Raw genomic sequence first — 24,583 nt, 5'->3', positions numbered from 1 at the left:
CGGGCAGTTGCACAAGAAACGACTTTGCATCTTGAGATATGAATTGTATCTGTTGTTGCTTCCTAGAACCCTCGTATCCCTGCAAAAGGGACAAAATAAGAGAATGGAAGAAGTTTGGAACGTCAGGCAAAAAGCGTGAGAGTGACAGAGCTTGAAGACGATCACTCCGATATGTCCGCCTCTTCCAAATCGCCGCGCGATGTTGCGCAAAAGCCTCGCAAGAGTATCCAGTCGGTAGAGACTGGGGTCCGCGTGCTCGAAGCGCTGATATCTTGTCCCGGCGGCTGCGCACCCCTTCGCGATATCGCCGCGGGAGCCGAGATGTCGCGCAGCCAGGCGCACCGATATCTCCAGGCCTACATTAATACTGGGCTGGTCCAGCAGGAGCCTGCGGACGGTCGCTATTCTCTCGGTCCAACCGCCCTCAAGATCGGACTCTCGGCCTTGTCGAGGCTCGACGTTATTCGCATCACCACCGCCTATCTGCGGCAGCTTGCGGATGATCTCGAGACCACTGGTCTGCTCTCGATATGGGGTGACTATGGGCCGACGATCATCCGTTGGCTCGATGGCGGCGTTCCAATTGCGACGTCTTTGCACGTCGGATCGGTCCTTCCCATTCAGCATTCGTCTGCAGGGCTAGTTTTCATGGCTTTCCAGCCACTCCCTGCCTATAAGCGGCTGCTTGAACGTGAGCGCGCTGCGCGGACGTCCATCGATGAAATCGAGCTGCAAGCTATGCTGACGGAGATCCGGAGGCAAGGCTACGCCAAGGTGGACGGCCAAGTGGTACCGGGGCTCGCTGCCATTTCAGTCCCGGTATTCGACATGCAGGAAAAGCTGATCGCGGTGATTGGCGTACTTGGCCGGATGACCGACGAAAAATTCTTTTGCCAGAGCAATATCGACAAAGTCCAGGCCGCCGCTCTCAAAGCCAGCAACGCAATGGGCTGGCAGCCGGAGGAGATGCGTGGGGATTCCTGACCCGCTTGGTGCGATCGCCATAAACGGGAGCCTCCCGGGCGCTGGCATGCGAGGGGATTTCGGGGGCAGGACGTGAAGCCACTCGATCCCGACACCTTCTGGCGTTTCTCGGTATCAGCTTATGCGCAGCCCGGTGTAGCGGATATTTGCCTCAGCTTGCAGGACGACCATGGCTTCGATGTCAACCTCCTGCTTCTGTGCTGCTGGTTAGCGCAGCTGCGGTCGATCGTGCTTAGCGAGACGGAATTGCGTTTTCTCCTCGCAGAAATTGAGGCGACAAATTCAGAAGTCATCGGGCCACTGCGTCAGGCCCGCCGGTGGCTGAAAGCTCCCGCCAGTACCAGCGGGGCCTCGGCTGCCAAGGCGCAGCGTGTCCGGCGCCTCGTAAAGATGGCCGAACTCGAAGGGGAACGGCTGGCGCAGCACCTGCTAATCAGCGCGGCGAGTGCGCTTGGAGCTGAGAGCTGCGCGGACCGAATGAACGCCGCAAACCTCAGTCTGACGGCCTATACGCGGATCGTTAACGAGACTGACGCTGCCGATGCCTTGCAAAGCCTTGCGCGCCTCGTCGTCAAGGAGCGTTCGAAGGACCCTTTGCCGTCTTGATGTAGGTGAATACAAGATCCACATCGGCGTCTGTCAGCTCGGTTGGGCGGAATGGCGGCATTTCGATCAGCCCGTTTCGGACGACCGAGTGGACATAGTCCTTGTCGAGGTCCTTGCGGCCAATGAGGGGCGCAACGGGTCGCTCCATCTCTTCAAGCAGCATAGTGGCGGGATGACCCGGGCCCGGGTCGTGACAACCCGCGCAGTTCAGGGCATATAATTCTGCACCGTCCGGTTTGTCCGCATCTGACGATTTCGAACAAGCGGTTAGCATCAGCAGAGCGACCGCCAGCAATCCCATCTTCATGCTTTCGATTCCCTTGTTTGAGGTCAGGCCGACAGAAAGAGGTTCGCGGGATCGAGCGCGCGTTTCACGCGCGCGTGCAGTTGAGTTATCGCGCCGCTTTCATAGGTCGCCCTAGCAGAGGCGGCGAGCGCCGGCTCGACGTGCGTCTGTCCAAATCCGGCACCTGCCTGCGCATCGATCAGCTCGATAGCGCAGTCTCTCGCCCGTTTACTGCCCGCGGGACTGCCATCGAAGCACAAATACTGCCGATGCTGGGCAGAGCGCCAGACGGCATTCGTTTCTCCGACAAAATCGAAACCGTGCCGGCCGGAAATATCGCGCGACAAGTCATAAAGGCGAAGCCCTTCCTTGCCATCAACCGGGCTGATGGGGCCGATGTCGAGAGAGGATCCTCCGGCCCAGGCCGAAGGGCGGCCAAGTGCATTACCGACCGAACCAAGCATCATGCCTTTTCGCCACGCCCACAGTCCTTCCATCCCGGCTGCGGGAGCGGCCAGCACCCGCGAGCCTTTGATCGATGCGAACGCGTCCTGGACCATCGACCAAGCGATGCGAACATTGTCGGGGAGCCCGTAAAGCGAGCCGTAAAGAGTCCAGTAGCCAAGCCCGATCGACTCCCCGGCTTTTCGAACCTCGCCGGCGGACATTGGGCCGGTGCCGCCGAAGTCGCGGCGTACCTTGCCCGAACGCGCTGCTTCGTGCAGCGCATTTGCCACCGCCACGCCATTGGGGACGACCATATTGGTCTTGAGCGGGCCCAGTACATCGAGAAGTTTGCCAAGATCGTCTTCGTCCGGCACCGTGACAGCAAAGGATTGCGCTGCCGGGGGCTGGGGCATGAGCCAGAGGCCGAGCTTGGTCACGACGCCAAGATCGGATTGTGTGAAGAGCCCGTCGATCCAGGGCCCGTAACCAAATTTGAAGAGCTGCCAGCAGGTACTCTTGGGCATAGCACCCATCCCTGTCCGGACACTGCGGCCGTCGGCCAGCATCAACTCAAGCCCGCATTGCATAAGATAATGATCGGCATATGGGGTATAGCCCACGCGCCGCTTCAGAAAGGCGCTCGCCACCGATTCGTCGGGCTCACCCGGGCAATCGACCCAGAGCTTGAGCCCCCGCTCGCCTATCTGTTCGGAGAGTTGCCGAAAGGTGACGCCTGGCTCGACGAGGCAGTAAGCCAAGTTCTCATTGATCTCGAGAATCTCATTCATGCGGCCAAGATCGAGCAATATGATCTTGTCGCGTGCCGCCACCTCCTGACCTGCGACCGCGCGGCACACAGGTTGAAGCGCCGCTCCGGCCTCGCTCGCCACCGCGAGGACCTTGGCAAGTTGCTCGGTGTCGCGCGGCGCGATGATACCCAGGGGCAGGGCGACTCCGGAATGGAAGGGTGCGAGCGCCGCCGGATCGCGCGTTACCCCATCGGCACCGACCAGTGCTTCTAGCGCGTCGAGCGCGGCGGCTTGGCGATTTGCGTCCATCTTGATCACCCCCTATTTCCGCATGGTCGAAGGTTGCAGGACGATCGGAAAAAGATCCGGCTCCGAAACATCGATCGCGAACTCCTCGGCGCGCACACGCGGGTCGATCGCACTCGCCGGCTCGCTGTCGCGCCAAGAGAAACAGCAGGCCGTGCAGCGATGGATTGTCCAAATCGTTTTCTCGCCATCGACGCCGCGGAAATCAGGGATCGAAGCGTCGGAGCCACATCGCGGGCAATGGGGTGCAGTCATAGCGTCTCGCCTCGTTGCATCGCCTGGATCCGTTTGCCGAGGTCATCGATAGTCTGGCCGGTGGGCGGGGTGACCAGATGTGCCTCGCCCACCGGATCGGGCGGGAGATAGCTTGTTGCGTCGATAATCAGATGGTGCCCCTTCCCCGGCGTCACGGCAGCGGGGTCGATCGGGACCATCGCCATGTTCGGCAGGACGATGATGTCCTCCGCGCGCGTCCGGGTCGACAGGGCCCACATGACCTGGTTGAGATCGAAGGGATCGATATCGCCATCGACCATGATCAGATTTTTCAGATACATGAGGCCATGGGGCGTACCAAGCGCGCGGAGCGCCACGGATTTTGCGAAGCCCGCCATCCGGTTCTTGACCGCGATGATCGCTGTCAGTCCGTGCTGGTACAGCGCATTCACCGCGGTGACTTCGGGAAAGGTCTGGCGCAACTGTGCATAGATGGGCGCCGACGTATGAAGACCGATCAACGTGTCGTGCTCCGTCCAGCCACGACCGATGTAGATATTCTCGAATATAGGGTTCTTTCGGTGCGAGACGGCGGTCACCTTGAAGACAGGGGCGCGTCGCACGCCGCTGTAGGATCCTGGGAATTCACCGAACGGCCCTTCGAAGACGCGCTCACCAAGCTGGAGCTCGGCTTCGATGACGATCTCGCTATCCGCGAGGATGTCGATACCGTTGCCGGAATTCGTCAGCCGGATCGGCGCTCCCATCATCGCCGAGGCATAAGCATATTCGGACTCGTCGTAGCCGATTGGTGTTGCTGCGAACAACGCGACGCCGGGATGGTTGCCGAGCATGACGGCGATCTTGAGCGGCAGGCCTTCGCGTTCCGCTGCGAGGATCTGGCGTCCCATGTCATGCGACGGGATCGTCATCAGGCTGAAGCGATCGGGACCCTGGATCTGAAGCCTGTAGATGCCGACATTCTGCTTGCCGAAATTTTCCGGATCCAACGGATCGCGCGAAGCCACCGACGCCTTGGCCAAATAGAAACCCCCGTCAAACTCGTTGATGCGATACACGGGCAGCAGGTCGTAGAGATTGATATTCTCCTCGTGCCGGCACTCATGGACAGGCGCCTGCCCCTCGGAAACGCGGCTGATCTGGGCAGAGGCATCGCCCCAGCGCCCGGCTATGTCGAAGAACATATCCCGGATTGTGGTGCCTTTTGGCTGACCCAGGAGCAGCGCGATATTATCCCAAGAGCCGTGCACCCCGACAACCGTGCGTTTCCCGGGGTAGCCCGCTATATTGTCGAACAGGATCGCAGGAGCATGGTTGACATCGCGCGAGGCGGCCACGGCAATGTTGCGCAGGTCGGGCTCGGGCATGATCCGGTCCGTCCAGGTAATGGCCTGCCCATATTCTTCGAGGAGCTCCAGAAAATCGCGCAGCGATCCGACGCCTCTTGCGCGATCGGCGAGGTTGGCGCGAATGGATGACTTTCCTTGAGACATCAGTGTGCTCCCCCAACGGCCGCGTCGGTCTGGATGCTCACCCATTTCCACTCGGTCATGATTTCAAGATCGGCCTCGGTGCCCTCGCGGCCAAATCCGGAAGCCTTGGAACCGCCGAACGGCACGTGAGGCTCGTCGTGCAACGTGGGCGCGTTGACATGGACCATCCCGGACTCGATTTCGCGAGCGAACCGAAGCGCCTTGTCGATGTCGCGCGTGAAGATCGCGGCGCTCAGGCCATATTCGGTGTCGTTGGCAAGCCGGAGGGCTTCATCGAGGTCATCGAACGGATAGAGCGACGTGACCGGCCCGAAGGTTTCCTGGGCCGCTACCTCCATCCCGGGCTGGACACCGGAGAGGATGGTCGCATGGCACACATGGCCCGTCCATTCGCCCCCGGCGAGTATTTCGGCTCCCTTGCCGCGGGCGTCATCGATATGCTGCCGCACGCGCGCGCGCTGACGCCCGGAAATGATAGGACCCAGCATCGTTGCGGGATCGCGCAGATCGCCGGATGAGAGTTTCGCAGCTGCAGCAGCGAAAGCCTTGGAGAACCGGTCGAAGATCGGACGTTCGACATAGATACGCGACGCCCCCATGCACACCTGGCCCTGATACATGAAGATGCTGAAGATCGCGGCCGCCACGGCCTTTTCGATGTCGGCGTCGGCGCAGACGACGAGAGGACTCTTCCCGCCGAGTTCGAGGGTATATTTCTTGAAGCCTTCAGCTGCGATGCGCGCGATATGCCGCCCGACCCGGGACGAGCCCGTGAAGGTGATCGCGCGAACCTTGGGATGGCCAGTAAGCGCATCGCCGATTTTGGCGCCGTCCCCATATACAATGTTGAACAGGCCTTCGGGCACGCCTGCTTCCTCCCAGAGGCGCGCGAGTTGATCGGCCACGCGCGGTGCCGCTTCCGACGGAAGCAGGACGAAGGCATTGCCCGTCGCGAGCGCCATGGCCGACTGCTTGATCCCCTTGATCAGCGGGACGTTGAACGGCGTAATGCCGGCAACGACTCCGACCGGTTCGCGAAAACTCATGCTGACGCGGCCGGGCGCATCGGATGGAATAGTCTCGCCGCGAATGCGCCGGGGAACGCCTGCGGCCGCGCGCAAGAAGCTCGTGGCGAACCGGGTCTCGAAACCGGCCTTTGCGATCGGCGAGCCGATTTCATCAACGAGCGTGTCGGCAAATTGCGATGCGTCACGCTCCATGAGAGCCGAAGCCTTTATCATCCATCCCTCGCGCGCGGCTGCGGAAAGGTCGCGGTTCCGGCGATAGGCCGTGTCGGCCGCCTCAACTGCTCGATCGACGTCGGCCGGAGTCCCGGCAGCCGCCCGGGAATAGAGACTGTCGTCAATCGGGTTCAGGCTTTCGAAATAAGCGCCGTCGCCAGGGGCAACCGGTGACCCGCCGATCCAGTGGTCAAGCCCCCTCACTTCGTCCTTACGCATCATGAATCTCCTGGGAGCGTGGGTCGCGTGGCATCAGGGACGCGCCGACTTCGGCCATATGCCCTGCTTTCCGGGCGAAAGAATGCCGTTGGGATCGAGAGCGTCCTTCAGGCGGTGATGGAGATCCCAAAGCGCCCCGTCGTTGTAACGATAGGTTCCAGCAATCTGGTCCATGAAGGCGAGATGAGTACGATATTCGCCGAACCCCGCCGCCGCGGCCTCATCCACCAGGAGACTGAAGAGATCGTGGGCGCTCTTGCGCATCGTTTCATCGGCCCGATTGTACATGATCATCAAAATGTGATGCATGTCCCGCCAGCCGACCAGAAACTCCCCGATGTAGTCGAAGCCGAATTCGTGGCAGCGTTTCTTGATCAGATTATATTGAGCCAAGGCTTCCGCCCCGTCGGGCGCGGAAATCGGGGAAAAGTTGACGTGTCCCCCTCCGCCGATCCAGTTCATGATGCTGAACTCGGTCATATTGGGTTCGCCGCGCATGAGCTTAACGCGATAATCCCACGCAGGATCATTCTCGCGCGCGAAGTGGAACTTGGCGCCCGGAATGTTGCTGAATGCCTCCTCGATCAATTTCCAATTATTCTCGATCATGGGCGGTGGTCCGTAGAGGGCGCCGTAATAATTCCACATCCCGAGATTGAGGTCCGCGGCGATCTTCGTCCGGATCGACGGCGGGAGCGGCCCCTTGCCGTCATAATAATGTCGCCGCGTGGTCTTCGCCGAGGCCTCCCACAATAGGTCGACCGCGACCGCTGCGTTAGGGATCACCTGATTCACCTTGAGCGGGCGCGTGATCTCGAAAATCTGCTCGAGATCCTCTTCGCGTGGAAAGGTGATCATGAACGGCTTGTAACCGGGCGGCTCCGGCATCAGCCAGATGCCGAGTTTGGTGACGACGCCGAAATTCGACTGGGTGAACATGCCATCGAACTGCGGTCCGAGCCCATGTTTGCTGATCTGCCAATGCTTGCTGTTAGAGATGCCTCCCTGGCCCGTGCGAACGACCTGGCCATCGGCAAGCACAACTTCCATCCCGCATTGCATAATGAAGTGATCGCCATAGGGCGTGTAGCCGGCGCCATGCTCGAGCGCGTTCCCCATGACGCCGCCCCAGGCGGGCGCTGCCGGATCGATCCACAATTTGCTGCCGATCCGCTGCAGGTGGCGATAAAGCTGCATGTAGGAAACGCCCGGCTCGACCAGCGCATATCCATATTTTTCGTTGACTTCGATGATCCGGTTCATCCGTTTCAGATCGAGGACAAGATATCCGGATTTGCGGGGTGCCGGCCCGCCATATGCGAAGTTCCGTCCAGTCCCGATGGTCCAGATCGGCAATCGGAAGCTGTTGGCGATGGCAAGGATCCGCTGCACCTGTTCGACGCTTTCCGGAGCGACGGCGGCAGAAGGAAGCAGAGTGCCATCGGCAAGCGGCGAATACGCGTCGCGGTAAGTCGACAGCGGAAGCTCGTCGACGAAAACCCAGGTTTTGCCGACGACGCCTGCGAGTTCATCGAGGGCCCGTGAAAAGTCGGCCGCCGCAATTCCCTCGGGCAGCGGCGGCCTCACCGCGTTTCTCCGGCAAGCCGAAAGGCCCAGGTCACAAGTAGGCCGGGGCTATTCGAGGCGAGTGCACATTCCCCCGAAATGCACGCGGCCCGGCGCGGTGATGATTTGTGGCCGTCCAGCTCATCGCGAACTTTCTGCGCAACGACGGCGGGCCAAGTATATTGCGGGAGCGCGCCCAAGCCGGGGGCGGCGCCGATGCGGTGTGTCCAGCGGCCCGCCTCATAGGAATGTTCCCATCGAAGCAAAGGCTCCGCTCCACTCTCGATGAGCAACTGGGCCGCAATCATTGCAGCGGGGTCGGAGGTCAGGCCTGCAATCACCTGCGCGCCGCGGGGCCAGTCGCCAAGCAACTCATCCAGCCCGCTTCCGACATCCAGCGCGAGAGACTTTTTCGAAGACGATATGAGGGACGCGGCAAAACGCTCGCTTTCCTCAACCCTTGGCTGGCTGACGACGAGAACGGCCTCTTCGTCCGCCGCACTTCCTGACCGGAAGCGGGAGGCTCCAACCAGACCCGCGCAAAAAACCCCGGCGCCCAATAGCTCCCGGCGCATCAGCACTGCCGCCATCAAATTGTCCTTTCCGATTTATCCGCCTGCGCCAGAGGCATCACTTCTGCGCCCTTCAGTCCGGTCCATCGGCGATCGGCGGCCCGATGGATGCCGAACTGGTCGAGGACCCGGATGCAGCTATGGTCGACGATTTCGTCGATCGACGATGGCCGAGCGTAGAACGCCGGGACGGGTGGGAAAATTATCGCCCCCATTTCGGTACAGGCTGCCATGTTTCGAAGATGGGCAAGGTTCAGGGGCGTCTCTCGCACCATGAGCGTTAATGGACGACGCTCCTTGAGCATGACGTCGGCAGCTCGGGTGATCAGATTGTCGGAGAGCCCATTGGCGATCGCCGCAAGGGTGCGCATGGAGCAGGGCGCGACAATCATGCCGTCACAGAGAAACGATCCGCTCGCGATACTGGCGCCGACATTCCGTATGTTATGAACCACGTCAGCCGACGCTTCAAATTTTTTCAGCGTTAGCGGCAGTTCCTCGCGGATGTTGAGCACGGCTGCCTGGGAGACCACGAGGTGCGTTTCGCAGCTCGGATCTTCACGCAGCATTTCCAGCAGACGCAGACCGTAGATTGATCCTGTCGCGCCGGTGATCGCGATCACGATCTTTTGCAACGTCATCGCCCCCGCCGGCGGAGGCCGCCTGTATCCGGTCGATTCGGCACTAGCATAGCCCGCTCCCGATTTCCTATTTGGACACAGCATACAATCCGTTGCTTATTGTGCAAGGCCAAAACCGGCGCGCGGATCGCGGTCACTGGCGGAATCGATCGAGCAGCCCGCGTGCCGCATCGGCGAGGGCGAACGCATCTATTCCGACAGCGACGAAGCTTGCGCCGCCGGCGAGATGTGCATCGAGAAGCGCGAGATCGCGCGACAGAATTCCCGCTGGCTTTCCCGCGGCAAGGATGCGGGACAACGCGCCCATCGTGAGCTCGCGCACCCGCTCCCGGTTGGCGCTTCCCAAGAGCCCGGCCGACGCTGCCAGATCGGCTGGACCGATGAACAGCGCGTCGATCCCGTCGACGCCGGCGATTGCTTCGATATTCTCGACACCCTGAATCGTCTCGATTTGCGCAATCAGACAAAGCCGCTCGTTGGCATCGGCAACATGGGTCGCAATGCCGCCCCAGCGCGATGCCCTTGCACCGCCGATGCCTCGGCTGCCCGATGGGGGGTAGCGGCATGCTTCGACCAACCGGAAGGCCTGCTCAGCCGTTTCGACCATCGGAACCATGAGGGTCGTCGCTCCCAAGTCGAGGATTTGACGGATCGCGACGGGGTCTGATGAAGGCACGCGCACGACGGCAGCGCAGGGCGGGCAGGACGCTATTGCCCGCAATTGCTCGATTATCCCGGGCAGAGTTTGCGGTCCGTGCTCGGCATCGACAAGGAGCCAGTCGAACCCCAGTCCGGCGCAGATTTCGGCGATGTCGGCGTTCGCCAGCGCCAGCCAGAATCCCATCTGCGTCCGCCCTTCGGCGAGCGCGACTTTGAAATGGTTGGGAGGATTTGCTGACGACATGTCAGACAAACCGCATCGCGATCGAGCCGAGCCTGCCATAATCCGCAGATATCACGTCGCCGCGCGACACAGGGACCGGGCGGGTAAAAGAACCGCCCAGCAGGATTTCGCCCGCCTGCAACTCTTCTCCCCACTGCGACAAGCGATTTGCCAACCACGCGACCCCTCGCGCTGGATGGTTTAGCACGCCAGCCGCAATTCCTGTTTCCTCGATGACGGCATTGCGAGATAATATGGCGCCGGCCCATCGCAGGTCGATGGCGTCCGGCCGGATGGGCCGGCCGCCGAGGACGATCCCGGCATTCGCCGCGTTGTCGGCAATCGTATCCTGGATTTTCCGGGCGCTGCCGGTCTCCGCGTCGATCGGCTGAACGCGGCTGTCGATGATCTCCACGGCGGGCACTACATATTCAGTGGCAGCGAGAACAGCCCGTGTCGTCACATCGGGACCACCCAGCGGCCGGGAGAGAATGAAGGCCAATTCGACTTCGACCTTCGGATTGATGAAGCGATCGATGGGAATTTCGCTCCCCTCCTCGAACGCCATGTCATCGAGCAACGTGCCATAGTCGGGCTCGGTGATACCAGCAGACGCCTGCATCGCACGCGATGTCAGACCAATCTTGCGGCCAATGGACCGACGTCCCGCCGCCTTCTTGAGCTCAACCCACGCGCGGGCGATGCGATATCCATCTTCTATCGTCATCTGAGGGAAGCGAAGCGACAGCTGCCGGACGGGTGTTTGGCTCGCCTCGGCGACATCCAGTTCACGCGCGAGCGATGCAACAGTCTCGTCGTCCATCTCGGCTACTCCCCGTCCCACAATTGCTTATCTGGCAAATGCATTGCACAATGAGATATGAGAGTCCAGTCGGCAGGTCGCTAGAGTTTACAATGGACAACACGATAGCCATTGTGCAATGTCCAGGTCGGATGGAATGCCATCGATAAGACGGAAGGGAGAGATTTCATGGGTTCGGATGTCATCCGGGAAGAGAAAATCGAAGGACGCGGGCTTACGTCGCACACGATGATCGCCGGCGATCCCAAGAAGCCTGCCATATTACTTCTGCATGGCGCCGGGCCGGGTGCGCACGCCGCATCAAACTGGCGCCACCTAATGCCCGATCTCGCCGAAAATTTCTTCGTGATCGCACCCGATCTGATCGGATTTGGCCAGTCCACCATACCGGATCCGTTCCCGGACAATGTCATGGCGTGGATCGGTGTCCGCGTCGAACAATGCCTCGGACTGATGGACGCGCTTGAGATCGACAGCGCCCATATCGTCGGAAATTCGATGGGCGGCGCGCTGACACTGCAGCTTCTGAGCGAAACGCCCGAACGATTCGATAAGGTCATTCTCATGGGGTCGATAGGTGCCCCGGCGCCGCGGACGCCGGAGTTGGTTCGGCTGCTCTCCTTTTATTCCGATCCGCGCCCAGCGCGATATCGCCAGCTGATGCACAGCTTCGCCTATGACGCTGACAAGTTCGAAGGAATGGAAGAGATCGTATCGTCGCGCTATCAAATTGCGACCGATCCCGCTGTCATGTCCATCGCGTCGAAGATGATCGATTCGATGAAGGTCGGGATCGAAACGCTTGCAATGCCGCCGTCGATCTTGGGCAAGCTTCCGCACGACGTGCTGATTTTTCACGGCAGGCAGGACCGGATCGTCCCTCTCGATACGAGCCTCTATCTGCTTGAGCATCTCCAGCATGCCGAACTCTATGTTCTCGATAGGTCGGGACACTGGAGCCAGCTTGAGCGATGGGACATCATGCGCCCGATGCTCGAACGCCATTTTGGCGCACGCGACTGGACGACGGCCTGAGGGCCGTTGTCACCCCGATGACGTACATATCCAAGGGCGCTGGCTCTCACCATCGCTCCCAGGTGTGACTAGATCGGATAGACCAGATAGCGGGGTAGTACCGTCGTATCGAGGAGGGTGCGACGGGAAAGAAGCTTAAGATCTCCATCCGCGCCTTCTCGAACGAGATCCTCATATTGCCCCGTCGCGAGGACTTCGGACACGCCGCTGTCTTCGGGCGTCATGAACACGCTGAAGTTGGACCGCGCTTTCCAGGTGTTATCATCAATTCGGTCCGCCGCGACGCGCTGAACGAAATGCCGAGTTCGATAGTCCTGAAATGTCCCGGCCCATATCTTCGTGATATAGGTCACTCGGTCGAGCAGGCGCGCGTGGCAGTCGTCGTACATGAAGCCCAGCGCGAGCCCCTGTTCCTCATTTTCACGCGACAGACAGATATAGGATGCGTCGTCCTCTTCCACATAGTTGGATAGCCAGCGCTGCATATCCTTGCTGTCGAGTGCGTCCGCGTCCGCGACGAGCAAGTCGTCGAGCGCGCGATTAAAGTTTTCGGGCGCCAAGGTCATGCTGCGCGCCTTTCGAAACCCATTATTTCCCGATAATATTCCCATCTCGGAAGATTTCCGCTCTCGTCGTTCTGAAGGAACTCGTCCTCGATCTTCTCTTTGTCACGGACACCTTTTTGAAAGATGGCCGCGCCGGGCGTGTGGTTCCCGATATGAATCCGGTGAAAAATCGACGCGTCTTCCATGCTGATCAGGCCGCTCGGACCCAAGAGGTTCGAACTTTGGCGCAAGCGGTGCCGCACCATCTCCTCATCGTCATCGGCATGCGCGAAATAAGCGTAATGCACTTCGACCCGCTCATGATCGATGGGCGTCGCGAACCGCAGGTTGATAACGTCCAAATGCTTCGTTGCAACGAAGGTCGGAAAGAGGCTGACGATCCGGGATCCGACGGAGGGGTCCTGCCCCTTGAACTCGATGATCGACGGATCTTCGAGCATCGTATCGCCACGGGCAACCGACAGCTCGGATTCAAAGCCTATATGGCCCCGTTTCGTGCTGGTGAACTGGCGCCCCTTACCGCCCTGCCAGTTTAGGAGATTGAAGGCCTGGTGCAGGAGCGGTGCATGATAGCCGTCATTGTCGGTATAGGACTTCCAGTTCGTGTTGTACCGGACCTTCTGGTAGCCGAGCAGCTTGAGGCGGCCGTCCCCCCCCACGAGCTCGCGGAGCGTTTCCACGATCGATCCGAGGCATTCGAGAAGGGGTTCGGTTCGAGCGGACATGGTGACGAACACGACGCCGTAGACGCTCTCCATCCGGGGTTGGGCCAAGGGATAGTCGGAGCGGTTGAAGCCAGGCACGAACTCGCGCTGGTTCGGACACCCGACCAGGTCCCCCCGCGTGCTGAACAGCCAGCGATGATATGGGCATTCGAATTCCTGCTTGTTACCCATCGGAGCGGTTTCGAGCTGGTTCCCGCGGTGCGAGCAGGCGTTGAAGAAGGCGCGAACGATACCATCATCGCCGCGCGCGATCAGCAGGGGAATACCGGCGAGACGAAACGTCTTGAAATCCCCCCGTTCCGGGATCTCGCTCTCATGGCAAACCGGATGCCACTCCTCGCCATGAAAAATGCGCTGCAGTTCGGTGTCGTAAACGTCCTTGCGTACAAAAACTTCCTTCGGAATCTCATTGAAATTGTGAGGCCAGTCCAAATCTAGCTTCGTCATGGGATTGCCTCCAATGATAATGGCGTGGATTGCTCGCGTTCCAGCTCGCGTCCCAGATCGGCCCACATCGTGCCGGATTTGCGCGCCCCGGCCAGAAACGGCTCGGGTACGAGATGATAGGGCGGCCGAACTGGTCCCGCTTTCATCCACCCTGCAGCGTCCATTCGGGCCTTCTCGAGGCCGATGTTATACGTTGAAAATTCCTTGAAGCTCCCATTCGGGAACAGGGGCGCGGCGGTGGGGCCCAGACGCGCCTGCAGCGCCCGCGCGGCCGCCCAGTCGCCGCTTGCCCTCGCCTTCGCGACAATATCGCGCAAACTCGTCGTCACGAGCGGATGGCAAACGGCGCCACTGGACCAGAAGGCATCGATCTCGTCGACCATCCGCGCCGCCGCATAATAATCGAAATCGATGGGGAGTAGCTTGATATTGCCCTTCACGGCCGCGAGATCGGCCAGCAGCGTACCGACCCCGATATATTTCGCGGTCACGACCTGGGGAATTTCCGCGACCTGCGCCCAGAATGCCCGCGGAAAATCGAACTTGAACGCTTCGGGGTTGGCGTAAATGGCGATATTCATTTCGGGGACGGCCTCGGCGACGTCGCGATAGAATTGCACGGAAACGTCGAGCGCGGGCGCGCACCACATCGGAATGCCAAGCATGGTCCCGTCGGCGCCAAGCGCAAGCGCTTCCCGGGTCAGGGCGATCGTATCGCGCGTGTTAAGGCAGGTCGTGCCCACGAACACGGGAACGCGGCCGCCGGCCGCATCGACAATCGCTCGCATATAATCGAGCTTTTCGCCGTGGGTGAGCGTTGCCGCCTCTCCCAAAGTTCCCATGCTGAGAATGCCGTCAATTCCAGCGTCGATCAGCCCGTTCACCACCCGCGCGGCTTCATCCAGGTCGACCGTGTTCTCTGAGCGCCAGTCCGAGGCGTTTTCGGTAGCGGGCGTCGGCACGATGGCCCAGGCGCCTTTGATATCATCGGGTCGGAGCAGCCGGCTGCGCATCATCCCTCTCCTTTTGGACCTGCAGAATCACGGCCCTTTCGTTGTTCATAGTGTAATGCATTACTCCTTGTGTTTGCAAGCTGCGACATGTAATTCCTGAATCAACCATTGCGTAACAATTCTATCCAGTTGATATTTATCAATTTTAGTTGCGCAATAATGGAGAGCTCACGATGATTTCCTCCGGGCGATATGCCGATAAAATTGCCGTGGTTACGGGCGGAGCCCAAGGCATCGGATTGGCGGTTGCGACCCGAATGGCCCGGGAAGGCGCGACAGTGACCATCGCTGACCGCGCCGAGGACGCCACGATGGCGGCCGTTGCGGGCCTTCGTTCCGACGGGCTCGACGCTTATGGTGAAATTCACGACCTTGAGAAAAGAGACGGCGCCTGTTCGCTTTACGGGAATGTGATCGAGCGGCATGGGCGCGTCGATGTCGCGGTCCATAATGTCGGCGGCACGATCTGGGCCAAGCCCTTCTGGGACTATTGCGCGGAGGAGATAGAGGCTGAGATCAACCGTTCGCTCTGGCCTACGATCTGGTGCTGTCATGCCGTGCTCCCGCATCTTTTGGCGGCGGGCCAGGGTGCGATCGTCAACGTCGGCTCGGTCGCGACGCGTGGGATCAACCGCTTGCCCTATGCCGCAGCGAAGGGCGGCGTTGCTGCGCTGACCGTGGCGCTTGCCCAGGATCTCGAAGACAGGCCCATTCGGGTCAATTGCGTGGCGCCAGGCGGCGTGAACGTCACGAGAGTCACACCCAGAAATCCGGCCGAGCCCACCGAGGCAGACAAGGCAGGGTTCGAGGCTGTCGTAAGGCAGACGCTGCGCGATACCCCGATGGCGCGCTTTGGCGAGGTCGACGAGATAGCTGCCGCCATCTGTTTTCTCGGCGCCCCCGAGGCCTCCTACATCACCGGACAGACGCTCTATGTTGCCGGAGGCGGGATAGGCTGAAGTTCGGGGACCTAGGAAGCAGACTTCTTCAATATTTCGCGCAGCGGGACATCGACATCGGCCAACTCCGCCGGTCCGACGCGCGCGCGGCGTTCGACAAGGCGCTTGGCGACTCCCATATCTGCCGACCGGTTCGCGGTCAGCGCGCCCATGACGAGATCTCCTGCGAGGAAGAATGCGCAAAAGGCATCATCCTCCACCCTCCCGCGCATGATGAGCTGCTGCTGCGCGTCGATGCGCCCGGTCACTTGTATGTTCAGATCATATTGGTCGCTCCAGAACCAGCACGGGCGGCAATATTCGACGGGTTGACCGAGCATGGCGGCCGCTGCAGCTGCGCCCTGCTCGGCTGCATTCTGATAGGTCTCCATTCGCACGCGGCCGCCGAAGAAGTCGGGTTGCTCGGCGACGTCGCCCGCGGCGAAGATGACGGGATTGCTGGTACGGCATTGCGCGTCGACTACGATCCCATTGCCGACGATCAGGCCGGCATCCGCTGCCAGTTCGACGGCCGGGACGATCCCGATACCCACAACAACTGCGTCGCAGGCAAGTTCTTCGCCATCATCGAGCTCGACGGCGCAGACTTTCGCGCCGCTCAGGCGAAGACCTTTGACCGATCGGCCGTAGAGCGCACGAACGCCCTGCATCCGGTGATGCTCGCCGAGCCAAGCTCCAAAATGGTCCCCGAGTGCCCGGATCATCGGCGAAGCGAACGGCTCAACAGCGGTAACATTGCAGCCCATTCGCCGCGCGCTGGCAGCAACCTCGGCGCCGATGACGCCCATTCCGATGATCACGATCTGCGCGCCGGGCCGCAGATCGGCGGCAAGGCCGGCGGCGTCGCCAAGGGTGCGAAGATGGTGCACATTGGCAGCCTCGGCCCCTGGCAAAGGCAGGCGGCGAGCGGCGCCGCCCGTTGCCAGGAGAATGCGGTCCGCCTGAACCGCTTCGCCGGACGCGAGCCTCAGCGCGCCGGCGCGCAGGTCGATCGCCGTTGTTCGCACGCCCAGGCGGAGCTCGACCTTGTTCGAGGCGTACCAATGCTCGTCATGAAGATAGAAGCTTCCAGAAGGCGTTCCGCCTTCCCACAGAAACTCCTTCGAAAGCGGCGGCCGTTCGTAAGGGCGCCACGGCTCCTCGCCGATGAGATGAATATGGCCGTCATAACCTGCGCTGCGCAGTGATTCCGCCGCCCTTGCGCCGGCCATGTTTGCGCCGACGACCGCAATGCTATTGATCACTATTGGTCACCCTATTGATCGAACATTCCAAGCTTGCCCTCGTCGAGGTTCACGATCACCGACTTCGTCTGGGTATAGTGGTTGAGCACCTCGTGACTAAACTCCCGGCCAAACCCGCTCTGCTTGTATCCGCCGAGCGGCATGTTTGGTTTGAGGTTATAATATCGGTTGATCCATACCGTCCCGGTTTCAAGCTTCCTTGCAATGCGATGCGCGCGCGCGAGGTCGCGGGTCCACACGCCGCCGGCGAGGCCGAAGCTCGTGTCATTGGCACGCGCCATCATCTCGTCCTCGTCGCGCCAGCTTTGCACTGTGGTAACAGGACCGAAGATCTCTTCTTGCGCAATTCGCATGTCGTTTGCGACCTTGGTGAAGATTGTCGGCTGGACGAAATGCCCTTTCGCGAGCCCGGCATCCGCCGAACGCGCGCCGCCGGCAAAGACCGTCGCCCCTTCCTCGATCGCGAGCGCGAGGTAGGATTCGATCTTCTCCATTTGCATAGTCGAAGCCTGCGCTCCGAGCTGCGTGGCAGGGTCCAGCGGATCGCCCTGCCTGATGTTGCCGAGCGCATCACGAAATTTCTCGAGAAACTCTTCCTCTATTGCCTCGTGAAGGAAGAGGCGCGACCCGGCGAGGCACACCTCGCCCTTGTTAAGGACGGTCGACATCGTTGCGCTCTCGACAGCCGCGTCGATATCGGCATCGGCACAAATGATGTGCGCCGATTTTCCGCCGAGTTCGAGCGTCTGCGGAATGATATTCGCCGAGGCATATTGGATCACGCGGCGCGCGGTCGCGACCGATCCCGTGAAAGCGACTTTGCGCACGTCGGGATGGGTTACGAGCGCCTCTCCGACGTCGGCCCCATAACCCGTGACGACATTCACCACACCCGGCGGCAGAATATCGGCCATCTCCACGAAAAATTCGAGCACCGAGAGGCATACCGTTTCGGCCGGCTTCAATACCACCGTATTGCCCGCCGCCAGAGCCGGCGCGATTTTGCACGCCATCATGAGCAGGGGAACATTCCACGGTATGATCTGGGCGCAGACGCCCAGCGGCTCGCGGTGCACGATGCCGATCGCATCGGGAAAGTCCAGCGTCTGGCCATGCAGGCCGTAGGCGGCACCCGCGAAGAGTTCGAACTGGCCGATCGCGTTGGGCAGGTCGAAATACAGCGACTCGCGGATGGGCTTACCGTTGTTCAGCGTTTCGAGGACGGCATATTCTTCAAGGCGCGCCTTGAGGCGGCGCGCAATTTCGTAAAGAAGGTCCTGCCGCTCCGCCGCGCTGCTCTGGGACCATGCGGGAAAGGCCGCTTTTGCCGCCGCCACGGCCCGACCAACATCGGCGGCGTTCCCAGCTTGAATTCGGGCGAGCGTCTCACCCGTAGCAGGGTTGAGCAGCGCGATTGTCTTGCCGCTGGCGCCCCCGACCCATTCTCCGCCAATCAGATGGCCATATTCGTCGCGAATGCCATAGTTGCTTTCAATCGCCTTCAGATTTGTCGACATGTCGCTTCTCCACCTTATTCCACAACTTCGATCGTCAGACGACCGAGAGGATAGAGCCGGCAAGCAAGGGCATAACCCGCCTGGAGCTCCGCGTCCGATACATGCGCCTTGCTCATCTTGCCGAGCCGATGCGCGCCTTCGATAACCCGTACCCGGCAGATTCCGCAGCCGCCGCCCCGGCATCCGACGCCGATGTCGCTCGCTCCGCTGCGCTCCATGGCAACGAGCACGCGCTCCCCGTCCGGGCATGGAAAGGCGCTGCCTCCCACGATTTCCACGAGATGCGGGCGCATAGCGACTATCCCCCGGACTCGCGCGCGCGCCGCGCGGCGAACGACTGGCCGCCAACTGCGAAATGTGCTGCGGGAACCTCACGCAGGATGACGCGAACCGACTCGATCGGCGCCCCGACGGCGGATACGGCGGCGTCGGTCAGCGCCGCGACGAGAGCTTCCTTCGCCTCCGGCGTTCGTCCCTCGAGCAAGGTGACCTCGATAATCGGCATCAGGCATCAACCCTGATCGAAACTGATCCGAGATTCTGGACAGTCGTGCGGATCGACTGACCCTTGGCAAGGGTCGGAGCAGCTGTGATCCCGCCCGCCAGGACGATATCCCCGGCCTCGATGCGCTCGCCGCCCTCCGACACCATGCGCGCGGCCGCAACGAGCGATCGTAGCGGATGCCCCAATATGGCGGCGCTGGACCCCACTTCGACGACTTCGCCGTCGATTTCGAGAATGACCCCGAGATTCGAGATATCCTGGTGCGGGTCGTTCCAGCTTCCGACGACAAAGCCCGAGGAAGAACTGTTGTCAGCGATGACATCGGCGAGCGCGAACTTGAAATTCTCGTATCGGCTGTCGATCACCTCCATCGCAGGCGCCACCGCGGCAACCGCGGCGAGCGCCTGGGCCATCGTAACCCTACCGGCGAGGGGAGCCGACATCAGGAAGGCGATTTCCGGCTCGATGCGTGGGTGGACGAAGTTAGCGAGCGCAAGGCTGCCCCCTTCCTCGATCAGCATCTTGTCGGTGAGTCGGCCCCAAGCCATCTGGTCGACGCCCACTTGTTGCATCTTGGCCCGGCTCGTGAGACCCATTTTGACGCCGACACGCCGCTCGCCGCGCTGGAGGCGACGATCGATGGACAGTCGCTGGATTTCATAAGCGTCCTCAACCGTCAGCTCGGGTCGGGCATGGGTCAACTGCGGCGTAGCCACGCGTTCGTGCGCGGCCCGGTCCAGGATTTCGGCCAGACTTGCCAAATCGCTCATTGCGACACCGCCAGTTCCTGGTCCCGAACGAGGTCGAGGGCGACATCGACGATCATATCTTCCTGGCCGCCGACCATCCGCCGCCTGCCGAGCTCGACCAGGATCTGGCGGGTATCGAGACCATATTGTTCGGCCGCCTTTTCGGCATGGCGCAGGAAACTGGAATAAACGCCTGCATAGCCCAAGCTGAGAGTCTCGCGATCGACGCGCACCGGGCGGTCCTGCAGTGGCCGCACAATATCTTCCGCGGCGTCCATCAAGCCCATCACGTCGCACCCGTGCTTCCAGCCCTTGCGATCGGCGGCGGCGATGAAAACCTCGAGGGGGGCATTGCCCGCCCCGGCACCCATGCCGGCGAGACTGGCGTCGATGCGCACCGCGCCGGCCTGCGCCGCGACGATCGAGTTTGCGACGCCGAGCGAGAGATTGTGATGCGCATGCATCCCGCGCTGCGTTTCGGGCTTGAGGACCCGATCGTAAGCTTCGAAGCGGGTCCGGACGCCGTCCATGTCGAGGGCTCCGCCGCTGTCGGTTACATAGATGCAATGGGCGCCATATCCCTCCATGAGCAAGGCTTGCTGCGCGAGCGCTTCGGGATCGATCATATGGCTCATCATCAGGAAGCCAGAGACGTCCATGCCGAGGTCCCGCGCAATCCCGATATGCTGCTTTGCAACGTCGGCTTCGGTGCAATGGGTAGCGACGCGCACCGAGCGGACGCCGAGACTGTGCGCGCGCCTCAGTTCCTCGACCGTTCCGATGCCCGGAACCAGAAGCGTCGTCAGCACCGCATGTTCGATGACATCAGCCGCTGCCTCGATCCACTCCCAATCGGTGTGGGCCCCAAACCCGTAATTAAAGGATGTCCCGTTGAGGCCGTCGCCATGCGAGACTTCGATGGCATCGACCCCGGCTGCGTCGAGCGCCTTTGCAATGGCTCGCACGCTGTCGGTGCCATACATGTGAAGGATGGCATGCATCCCGTCGCGGAGCGTTACATCCTGGATGTAAAGCGACTGGCTGGATGGATCGAAGGTCATGCTGCGATTCTCCCCGTCTGACGCACGAGGACTTCGGCGGCAGCCTTTGCCGCAGCGGTCATGATATCGAGGTTGCCGGCATATTTTGGCAAATAGTCGCCGGCGCCTTCGACCTCGAGGAAGACGCTGGTCTTCATTCCTTCGAATTCGCCATAGCCCGGGATCTTTAGCGGCCGGTTCGATCCGAACCGTTCGAACTGAATGTCCTGCTTCAATCGATACCCTGGCACATAACGCTGGACCTCGGCGACCATCGCCTTGACGGCATCGCAGACCAAGCTCTCGTCAACCAAGTCGGTCAGGGTGAAGATCGTGTCGCGCATGATCATCGGCGGGTCGGCCGGATTGAGAATGATGATCGCGCGGCCTTTGGCCGCTCCCCCAACAACCTCGATGCCCTTGGCCGTGGTGCGCGTGAACTCGTCGATATTGGCCCTTGTACCGGGTCCGGCCGACCGGGACGAAACCGACGCGACGATTTCCGCATAATGGACCGGCGTGACGCTCGACACCGCAGCGACAATCGGGATCGTCGCCTGTCCGCCGCACGTGACCATATTGATATTGCGAGCGCCCGAGGAGACCGCTGCGTTGACCGGCGGTACCACGAAAGGGCCGAGCGCGGCGGGCGTCAGATCGACGACAAGCTTTCCATCCGCTGCGAGGGCCTTGGCATGTTCGACATGCGCATAGGCTGAGGTCGCGTCGAAAACGAGCTCGATGTCAGGGTAATTCGTAAGCGCGCGCAGTCCATCGATACCTTCGTGGGTCGTGGTTACGCCGCGCGCGCGCGCCATCGCAAGGCCTTCGGAGGCGGGATCTATTCCTACCACAACGGCAAGTTCGAGTTCGCTCGAGCCCCGCAATATCTTGACCATGAGATCGGTGCCGATGTTGCCCGATCCGATGATCGCGCATTTCGTCTTCGCCATCTCTTTATCCCTTTCCGGTTGATCGCCTCAGCTTGCAAACGCCGCTTTGACGGTCCCGACTCCATTGATTCTGGCCTCGACGACGTCGCCGGCCGCGACGGTTGCCATGGGTCCGAGAGCGCCCGACAGAAGAACATCTCCGGCAAGAAGCGGACGGCCTTCGCGTGCCATGACGCGCGCCAGCCACAAGGAGGCACTGATCGGGCTGCCAAGACAGGCGACGCCCGCGCCGACAGAAACAGGCTCGCCGCGGCATTCCATCACCATCCCGCACGCGCGTAGGTCGAGCCCGTCGAGCTTGCGCGGAACGGCGCCAAGCACGAACAGACCGCTCGAAGCATTATCGGCGATGGTGTCCAAGATCCGGATGTCCCAATTGGCGATGCGGCTGTCCACGACCTCGATCGCGGGCACGACATATTCGACCGCCCGGATCAGTTCGGCGATCGTAAGGTCGGGCTGAAGGAGGTCGCGCCCGACCACGATCGCGATTTCCGCTTCGACCTTTGGCTGGATGACCCGCCCGAGCCCGATCGGCTCGCCCTCGGGCACATCCATATCAGCGAAGAGCATGCCATAGTCGGGCTGGTCCACGCCGAGCTGCTTCTGGACCGCCCGCGAGGTAAGCCCGATCTTGCGTCCGACGAGACGGCGCCCCGAGGAGAGTGCGTGGCGGGTGTTCAATTCCTGCACCGCATAGGCCGCCGCGACGCCACCGCCGCTGAGGCTTTCGCGAAGCGGGGGGATCGGCGAGCGCTTTTCGGCCGCCGTTCGCAGGGCGATCGCTGCTTCTTCAATGATGTCAGGGTCAAGTGTATTTTGTTCGGACATGATCATATCTTCACGCAGATGTTTTCGAGCTCGGTGTAGAATTCGAGGCTGTGCGCTCCGCCCTCGCGGCCTATTCCCGATTGCCCCGAACCGCCGAATGCCGTGCGCAGGTCGCGCAGGAACCAGCAGTTCACCCAGCACACGCCGACGGACATTGCCGCCGCGACGCGATGAGCTCGAGAGAGATTTTCTGTCCAGACGGTAGCGCACAGGCCATAATCCGTGTCGTTCGCCCAACTTATCGCGTCGTCTTCGGTGTCGAAGGGAATGATCCCGCAGCAAGGACCGAAAATCTCCTCCCGCATGACGGTCGAATCATGAGCGAGGCCGGTCCAGATTGTGGGTTCGACCCAGAACCCGCCCGCCGCCGCGGCATCGACGTTGGGTACCCCGCCGCCCGTAACGGCGATTGCCCCTTCGGCGATCGCCCGCTCATAATATCCGAGCACTTTCTGCCGATGTTCTTCGCTGATCATCGGCCCGAGGTAATGCGGATCACCCTTGTTCCCGGGTTTCAGTGCGCGAGCGGCAGCGGCAAGCTTGGCTACGAAAGGTTCGAAGACGGATTGCTCGACATAGACACGCTCGGTCCCCAGGCACACTTGCCCGCTATTCAGAAAGGCGGCGCGCGAAATGCCTTCGGCTGCTTTCTCAAGATCGGCATCGGCGAAGACGATCGCTGGATTTTTGCCGCCGAGTTCGAAGCTGATGTCGCGAACGCCGACGGCAGCCTGCTTCATTATGGCCTGCCCGGTGCCGGTTTCGCCTGTGAAGGTGATGGCATCGACGTCCGGATGGGCGGTGAGGAACTCGCCTGCTGCGCCGGGGCCGAAGCCGTGGACGACGTTGTAGACCCCCGTGGGCATTCCGACCGCGTCCATCACTTCGCCGAGAAGGGCTGCCGTCCGCGGCGTCTCTTCGGACGGCTTGACGATCACGGTGTTCCCGCAGGCCAGCGCCGGGCCGACTTTCCAGGTCATCAGCAAGAGCGGGAAATTCCACGGGCAGACGACCGCGATGACACCCTTCGGTTTACGCACAGCGTAATTGATCGCACCGCTCCCGTCAGGCGTCGGGGTACCGAACGATTCTGTCGGGAGGGTCGTGACGATGTCGGCGAACATCCGGAAGTTCGACGCGCCGCGCGGAACATCGATGTGCGCCGCGACCGCTCTCGGCTTGCCCGTATCGGCCACTTCTGCATCGAGAAAGTCTTCCGAGCGCCGTTCGATCTCATCCGCAACAGCAGCGATGAGCCGAATGCGCTCGGCTGTTGTCATTTTGCCCCAAGGTCCTGTGAGCGCACGCTTGGCCGCCGCTACAGCGCGATCCACATCCTCACGGGTCGCCTCATGAACGCGCCCCGTCTCCCGACCGGTGGCGGGGTCGATGTTGGGGAACGTCGCCCCCGAGCCGCCCTTTACGAACCGTCCGTCGATAAAGTTCAAGATATCCGCAGCGACAGGTCGGTTTCTCTCTTCCGGTTCGACCGCAAGCTGTTGAACCTGTACCATTCAGAACTCCTTCGCACCAATCGAGGCGGCGGCTGCCCGGGCGCAGGCGATGTCGAACTCCTCGGAGCCGCCCGAGACTCCAATTCCCCCGATGCAATTCCCATCGACTATGATCGGGACACCGCCGCCGAACATCACGACCCGCGGCTGATGCGCGATGCCGTTGCATAAGGCTTCGGAGCCCGAGACCAGTTCGTAGACCGCTGCCGTCGGCACTTTGAAACTTGCGGCCGTGAAGGCTTTGTCCTGAGCGATCTTTTCGGAGTGAAAGGGAGCCGCGCCGCCTTTCAGGAACGCGACCAGTTCCCCCGACGCGCCCACGACCGCAGCGACCACGGGCGTTCCGCCGGCGGTGCCATGCCCTACGGCAGCGGCGACCGCCTCCAAGGCGGACCCGTGTGCAATCGTGTGGTAGTTTTCGACCATCGCAGG

At 61.3% G+C, this 24,583-nt stretch carries 27 protein-coding genes; 4 read left to right on the top strand and 23 right to left on the bottom strand.

All coding sequences use genetic code 11. The features are described from left to right. Positions 1 to 114: 114 nt before the first annotated feature. Entirely contained in the window at positions 115 to 984 is an 870-nt protein-coding gene (locus tag FG95_RS18310; RefSeq protein WP_152567708.1) for an IclR family transcriptional regulator, read from the top strand. A gap of 72 nt (positions 985 to 1,056) precedes the next feature. Then, positions 1,057 to 1,590 (top strand): TIGR02444 family protein, encoded by a 534-nt coding sequence (locus tag FG95_RS20000; protein ID WP_058456271.1) that lies wholly within the window; start codon positions 1,057 to 1,059, stop codon positions 1,588 to 1,590. Here the strand turns inward: FG95_RS20000 and FG95_RS20370 are convergent. From FG95_RS20370 to hpaH, 10 genes are all read right to left on the bottom strand, one after another. Beyond that, entirely contained in the window at positions 1,556 to 1,897 is a 342-nt protein-coding gene (locus FG95_RS20370) for a c-type cytochrome (RefSeq protein ID WP_037557657.1), read from the bottom strand. The genes FG95_RS20000 and FG95_RS20370 overlap by 35 nt on opposite strands. 23 nt (positions 1,898 to 1,920) lie before the next feature. Further along, positions 1,921 to 3,381, bottom strand: coding sequence for an FAD-binding oxidoreductase (locus FG95_RS18295; RefSeq protein ID WP_037557721.1), 1,461 nt, complete (start codon positions 3,379 to 3,381; stop codon positions 1,921 to 1,923). A 12-nt stretch (positions 3,382 to 3,393) separates the two neighbouring features. Beyond that, complete coding sequence (locus FG95_RS18290; RefSeq protein ID WP_037557656.1) at positions 3,394 to 3,633, bottom strand: non-oxidative hydroxyarylic acid decarboxylases subunit D; 240 nt, start codon at positions 3,631 to 3,633, stop codon at positions 3,394 to 3,396. Next, positions 3,630 to 5,108, bottom strand: a complete 1,479-nt coding sequence (locus FG95_RS18285) for a non-oxidative hydroxyarylic acid decarboxylases subunit C (protein WP_052182498.1) — start codon at positions 5,106 to 5,108, stop codon at positions 3,630 to 3,632. Before FG95_RS18285 ends, FG95_RS18290 begins: the two co-directional genes overlap by 4 nt. After that, positions 5,108 to 6,571: an aldehyde dehydrogenase family protein gene (locus FG95_RS18280; RefSeq protein ID WP_231729162.1), complete on the bottom strand. Its 1,464-nt coding sequence runs from the start codon at positions 6,569 to 6,571 to the stop codon at positions 5,108 to 5,110. Before FG95_RS18280 ends, FG95_RS18285 begins: the two co-directional genes overlap by 1 nt. Positions 6,572 to 6,601: 30 nt before the next feature. Beyond that, positions 6,602 to 8,155: an FAD-binding oxidoreductase gene (locus FG95_RS18275; RefSeq protein ID WP_037557655.1), complete on the bottom strand. Its 1,554-nt coding sequence runs from the start codon at positions 8,153 to 8,155 to the stop codon at positions 6,602 to 6,604. Further along, positions 8,152 to 8,724 (bottom strand): hypothetical protein, encoded by a 573-nt coding sequence (locus FG95_RS18270; protein WP_052182497.1) that lies wholly within the window; start codon positions 8,722 to 8,724, stop codon positions 8,152 to 8,154. Before FG95_RS18270 ends, FG95_RS18275 begins: the two co-directional genes overlap by 4 nt. Then, positions 8,724 to 9,347, bottom strand: a complete 624-nt coding sequence (locus FG95_RS18265; protein ID WP_231732769.1) for a UbiX family flavin prenyltransferase — start codon at positions 9,345 to 9,347, stop codon at positions 8,724 to 8,726. The genes FG95_RS18270 and FG95_RS18265 overlap by 1 nt, the downstream gene beginning before the upstream one ends. Positions 9,348 to 9,480: 133 nt before the next feature. Then, positions 9,481 to 10,191: an HpcH/HpaI aldolase family protein gene (locus FG95_RS18260; protein WP_231732770.1), complete on the bottom strand. Its 711-nt coding sequence runs from the start codon at positions 10,189 to 10,191 to the stop codon at positions 9,481 to 9,483. 61 nt (positions 10,192 to 10,252) lie between these two features. Beyond that, a complete protein-coding gene (gene hpaH, locus FG95_RS18255; protein WP_037557653.1) occupies positions 10,253 to 11,053 on the bottom strand; it encodes a 2-oxo-hept-4-ene-1,7-dioate hydratase in 801 nt (266 codons plus the stop codon). 168 nt (positions 11,054 to 11,221) lie between these two features. Between hpaH and FG95_RS18250 the strand changes: the two genes are divergently transcribed. Continuing rightward, a complete protein-coding gene (locus FG95_RS18250) occupies positions 11,222 to 12,088 on the top strand; it encodes an alpha/beta fold hydrolase (protein ID WP_037557652.1) in 867 nt (288 codons plus the stop codon). A gap of 68 nt (positions 12,089 to 12,156) precedes the next feature. On the opposite strand, the gene FG95_RS18245 is transcribed toward FG95_RS18250, so the two are convergent. The 3 genes from FG95_RS18245 to FG95_RS18235 are packed head-to-tail and all read right to left on the bottom strand — an operon-like array spanning position 12,157 to position 14,839. After that, complete coding sequence (locus FG95_RS18245) at positions 12,157 to 12,654, bottom strand: aromatic-ring-hydroxylating dioxygenase subunit beta (RefSeq protein WP_037557651.1); 498 nt, start codon at positions 12,652 to 12,654, stop codon at positions 12,157 to 12,159. Beyond that, the gene (locus FG95_RS18240) at positions 12,651 to 13,826 is read right to left on the bottom strand and encodes an aromatic ring-hydroxylating oxygenase subunit alpha (RefSeq protein ID WP_037557650.1); all 1,176 of its coding nucleotides are present in this window, start codon (positions 13,824 to 13,826) and stop codon (positions 12,651 to 12,653) included. Before FG95_RS18240 ends, FG95_RS18245 begins: the two co-directional genes overlap by 4 nt. Next, the gene (locus tag FG95_RS18235; RefSeq protein ID WP_037557715.1) at positions 13,823 to 14,839 is read right to left on the bottom strand and encodes a dihydrodipicolinate synthase family protein; all 1,017 of its coding nucleotides are present in this window, start codon (positions 14,837 to 14,839) and stop codon (positions 13,823 to 13,825) included. The genes FG95_RS18240 and FG95_RS18235 overlap by 4 nt, the downstream gene beginning before the upstream one ends. Before the next feature lie 173 nt (positions 14,840 to 15,012). On the opposite strand from FG95_RS18235, the gene FG95_RS18230 reads away from it, so the two are divergent. Further along, on the top strand, positions 15,013 to 15,798 hold the full coding sequence (locus tag FG95_RS18230) for a 1,6-dihydroxycyclohexa-2,4-diene-1-carboxylate dehydrogenase (RefSeq protein WP_037557649.1): 786 nt from the start codon (positions 15,013 to 15,015) through the stop codon (positions 15,796 to 15,798). Between the two features lie 11 nt (positions 15,799 to 15,809). Here FG95_RS18230 and FG95_RS18225 read toward each other — a convergent pair whose 3' ends face one another. The 10 genes from FG95_RS18225 to FG95_RS18180 all read right to left on the bottom strand — a co-directional run bounded on the left by FG95_RS18225 (position 15,810) and on the right by FG95_RS18180 (position 24,577). Then, complete coding sequence (locus tag FG95_RS18225; protein ID WP_231732771.1) at positions 15,810 to 17,042, bottom strand: NAD(P)/FAD-dependent oxidoreductase; 1,233 nt, start codon at positions 17,040 to 17,042, stop codon at positions 15,810 to 15,812. An 11-nt stretch (positions 17,043 to 17,053) separates the two neighbouring features. Next, positions 17,054 to 18,559, bottom strand: coding sequence for an aldehyde dehydrogenase family protein (locus tag FG95_RS18220; protein ID WP_037557648.1), 1,506 nt, complete (start codon positions 18,557 to 18,559; stop codon positions 17,054 to 17,056). Positions 18,560 to 18,573: 14 nt separating this feature from the next. Then, the gene (locus FG95_RS18215; RefSeq protein ID WP_327195734.1) at positions 18,574 to 18,777 is read right to left on the bottom strand and encodes a 2Fe-2S iron-sulfur cluster-binding protein; all 204 of its coding nucleotides are present in this window, start codon (positions 18,775 to 18,777) and stop codon (positions 18,574 to 18,576) included. An 80-nt stretch (positions 18,778 to 18,857) separates the two neighbouring features. After that, entirely contained in the window at positions 18,858 to 19,064 is a 207-nt protein-coding gene (locus FG95_RS18210) for a 2-hydroxymuconate tautomerase (protein ID WP_037557646.1), read from the bottom strand. Next, a complete protein-coding gene (locus tag FG95_RS18205) occupies positions 19,064 to 19,834 on the bottom strand; it encodes a 2-keto-4-pentenoate hydratase (protein WP_037557645.1) in 771 nt (256 codons plus the stop codon). The genes FG95_RS18210 and FG95_RS18205 overlap by 1 nt, the downstream gene beginning before the upstream one ends. Then, a complete protein-coding gene (dmpG, locus tag FG95_RS18200) occupies positions 19,831 to 20,874 on the bottom strand; it encodes a 4-hydroxy-2-oxovalerate aldolase (protein ID WP_037557643.1) in 1,044 nt (347 codons plus the stop codon). The genes FG95_RS18205 and dmpG overlap by 4 nt, the downstream gene beginning before the upstream one ends. After that, complete coding sequence (locus FG95_RS18195; RefSeq protein ID WP_037557641.1) at positions 20,871 to 21,806, bottom strand: acetaldehyde dehydrogenase (acetylating); 936 nt, start codon at positions 21,804 to 21,806, stop codon at positions 20,871 to 20,873. The genes dmpG and FG95_RS18195 overlap by 4 nt, the downstream gene beginning before the upstream one ends. 27 nt (positions 21,807 to 21,833) lie before the next feature. Then, on the bottom strand, positions 21,834 to 22,637 hold the full coding sequence (locus FG95_RS18190; RefSeq protein WP_037557713.1) for a 2-keto-4-pentenoate hydratase: 804 nt from the start codon (positions 22,635 to 22,637) through the stop codon (positions 21,834 to 21,836). A gap of 2 nt (positions 22,638 to 22,639) precedes the next feature. After that, complete coding sequence (locus FG95_RS18185) at positions 22,640 to 24,151, bottom strand: 2-hydroxymuconic semialdehyde dehydrogenase (protein ID WP_052182496.1); 1,512 nt, start codon at positions 24,149 to 24,151, stop codon at positions 22,640 to 22,642. Next, positions 24,152 to 24,577, bottom strand: coding sequence for a GlcG/HbpS family heme-binding protein (locus FG95_RS18180; RefSeq protein ID WP_037557639.1), 426 nt, complete (start codon positions 24,575 to 24,577; stop codon positions 24,152 to 24,154). Between the last annotated feature and the right edge of the window lie 6 nt (positions 24,578 to 24,583).

Origin of the sequence: Sphingopyxis sp. LC363 (assembly GCF_000756385.1) — a bacterium.
In the GTDB taxonomy this organism is placed as follows: Bacteria; Pseudomonadota; Alphaproteobacteria; order Sphingomonadales; family Sphingomonadaceae; genus Sphingopyxis.
Note: the sequence above shows the minus strand (reverse complement) of the source record. Positions and strands in the feature narration are given on the sequence as shown.

Coding starts and splice junctions, on each gene's coding strand:
- FG95_RS20370 (WP_037557657.1), bottom strand. CDS start 1,897: ATGAAGATGGGATTGCTGGCGGTCGCTCTGCTGATGCTAACCGCTTGT.
- FG95_RS18295 (WP_037557721.1), bottom strand. CDS start 3,381: ATGGACGCAAATCGCCAAGCCGCCGCGCTCGACGCGCTAGAAGCACTG.
- FG95_RS18290 (WP_037557656.1), bottom strand. CDS start 3,633: ATGACTGCACCCCATTGCCCGCGATGTGGCTCCGACGCTTCGATCCCT.
- FG95_RS18285 (WP_052182498.1), bottom strand. CDS start 5,108: ATGTCTCAAGGAAAGTCATCCATTCGCGCCAACCTCGCCGATCGCGCA.
- FG95_RS18280 (WP_231729162.1), bottom strand. CDS start 6,571: ATGATGCGTAAGGACGAAGTGAGGGGGCTTGACCACTGGATCGGCGGG.
- FG95_RS18270 (WP_052182497.1), bottom strand. CDS start 8,724: ATGGCGGCAGTGCTGATGCGCCGGGAGCTATTGGGCGCCGGGGTTTTT.
- FG95_RS18265 (WP_231732769.1), bottom strand. CDS start 9,347: ATGACGTTGCAAAAGATCGTGATCGCGATCACCGGCGCGACAGGATCA.
- FG95_RS18260 (WP_231732770.1), bottom strand. CDS start 10,191: ATGGGATTCTGGCTGGCGCTGGCGAACGCCGACATCGCCGAAATCTGC.
- hpaH (WP_037557653.1), bottom strand. CDS start 11,053: ATGGACGACGAGACTGTTGCATCGCTCGCGCGTGAACTGGATGTCGCC.
- FG95_RS18250 (WP_037557652.1), top strand. CDS start 11,222: ATGGGTTCGGATGTCATCCGGGAAGAGAAAATCGAAGGACGCGGGCTT.
- FG95_RS18245 (WP_037557651.1), bottom strand. CDS start 12,654: ATGACCTTGGCGCCCGAAAACTTTAATCGCGCGCTCGACGACTTGCTC.
- FG95_RS18240 (WP_037557650.1), bottom strand. CDS start 13,826: ATGACGAAGCTAGATTTGGACTGGCCTCACAATTTCAATGAGATTCCG.
- FG95_RS18235 (WP_037557715.1), bottom strand. CDS start 14,839: ATGCGCAGCCGGCTGCTCCGACCCGATGATATCAAAGGCGCCTGGGCC.
- FG95_RS18230 (WP_037557649.1), top strand. CDS start 15,013: ATGATTTCCTCCGGGCGATATGCCGATAAAATTGCCGTGGTTACGGGC.
- FG95_RS18220 (WP_037557648.1), bottom strand. CDS start 18,559: ATGTCGACAAATCTGAAGGCGATTGAAAGCAACTATGGCATTCGCGAC.
- FG95_RS18215 (WP_327195734.1), bottom strand. CDS start 18,777: ATGGAGCGCAGCGGAGCGAGCGACATCGGCGTCGGATGCCGGGGCGGC.
- FG95_RS18210 (WP_037557646.1), bottom strand. CDS start 19,064: ATGCCGATTATCGAGGTCACCTTGCTCGAGGGACGAACGCCGGAGGCG.
- FG95_RS18205 (WP_037557645.1), bottom strand. CDS start 19,834: ATGAGCGATTTGGCAAGTCTGGCCGAAATCCTGGACCGGGCCGCGCAC.
- dmpG (WP_037557643.1), bottom strand. CDS start 20,874: ATGACCTTCGATCCATCCAGCCAGTCGCTTTACATCCAGGATGTAACG.
- FG95_RS18195 (WP_037557641.1), bottom strand. CDS start 21,806: ATGGCGAAGACGAAATGCGCGATCATCGGATCGGGCAACATCGGCACC.
- FG95_RS18190 (WP_037557713.1), bottom strand. CDS start 22,637: ATGTCCGAACAAAATACACTTGACCCTGACATCATTGAAGAAGCAGCG.
- FG95_RS18185 (WP_052182496.1), bottom strand. CDS start 24,151: ATGGTACAGGTTCAACAGCTTGCGGTCGAACCGGAAGAGAGAAACCGA.
- FG95_RS18180 (WP_037557639.1), bottom strand. CDS start 24,577: ATGGTCGAAAACTACCACACGATTGCACACGGGTCCGCCTTGGAGGCG.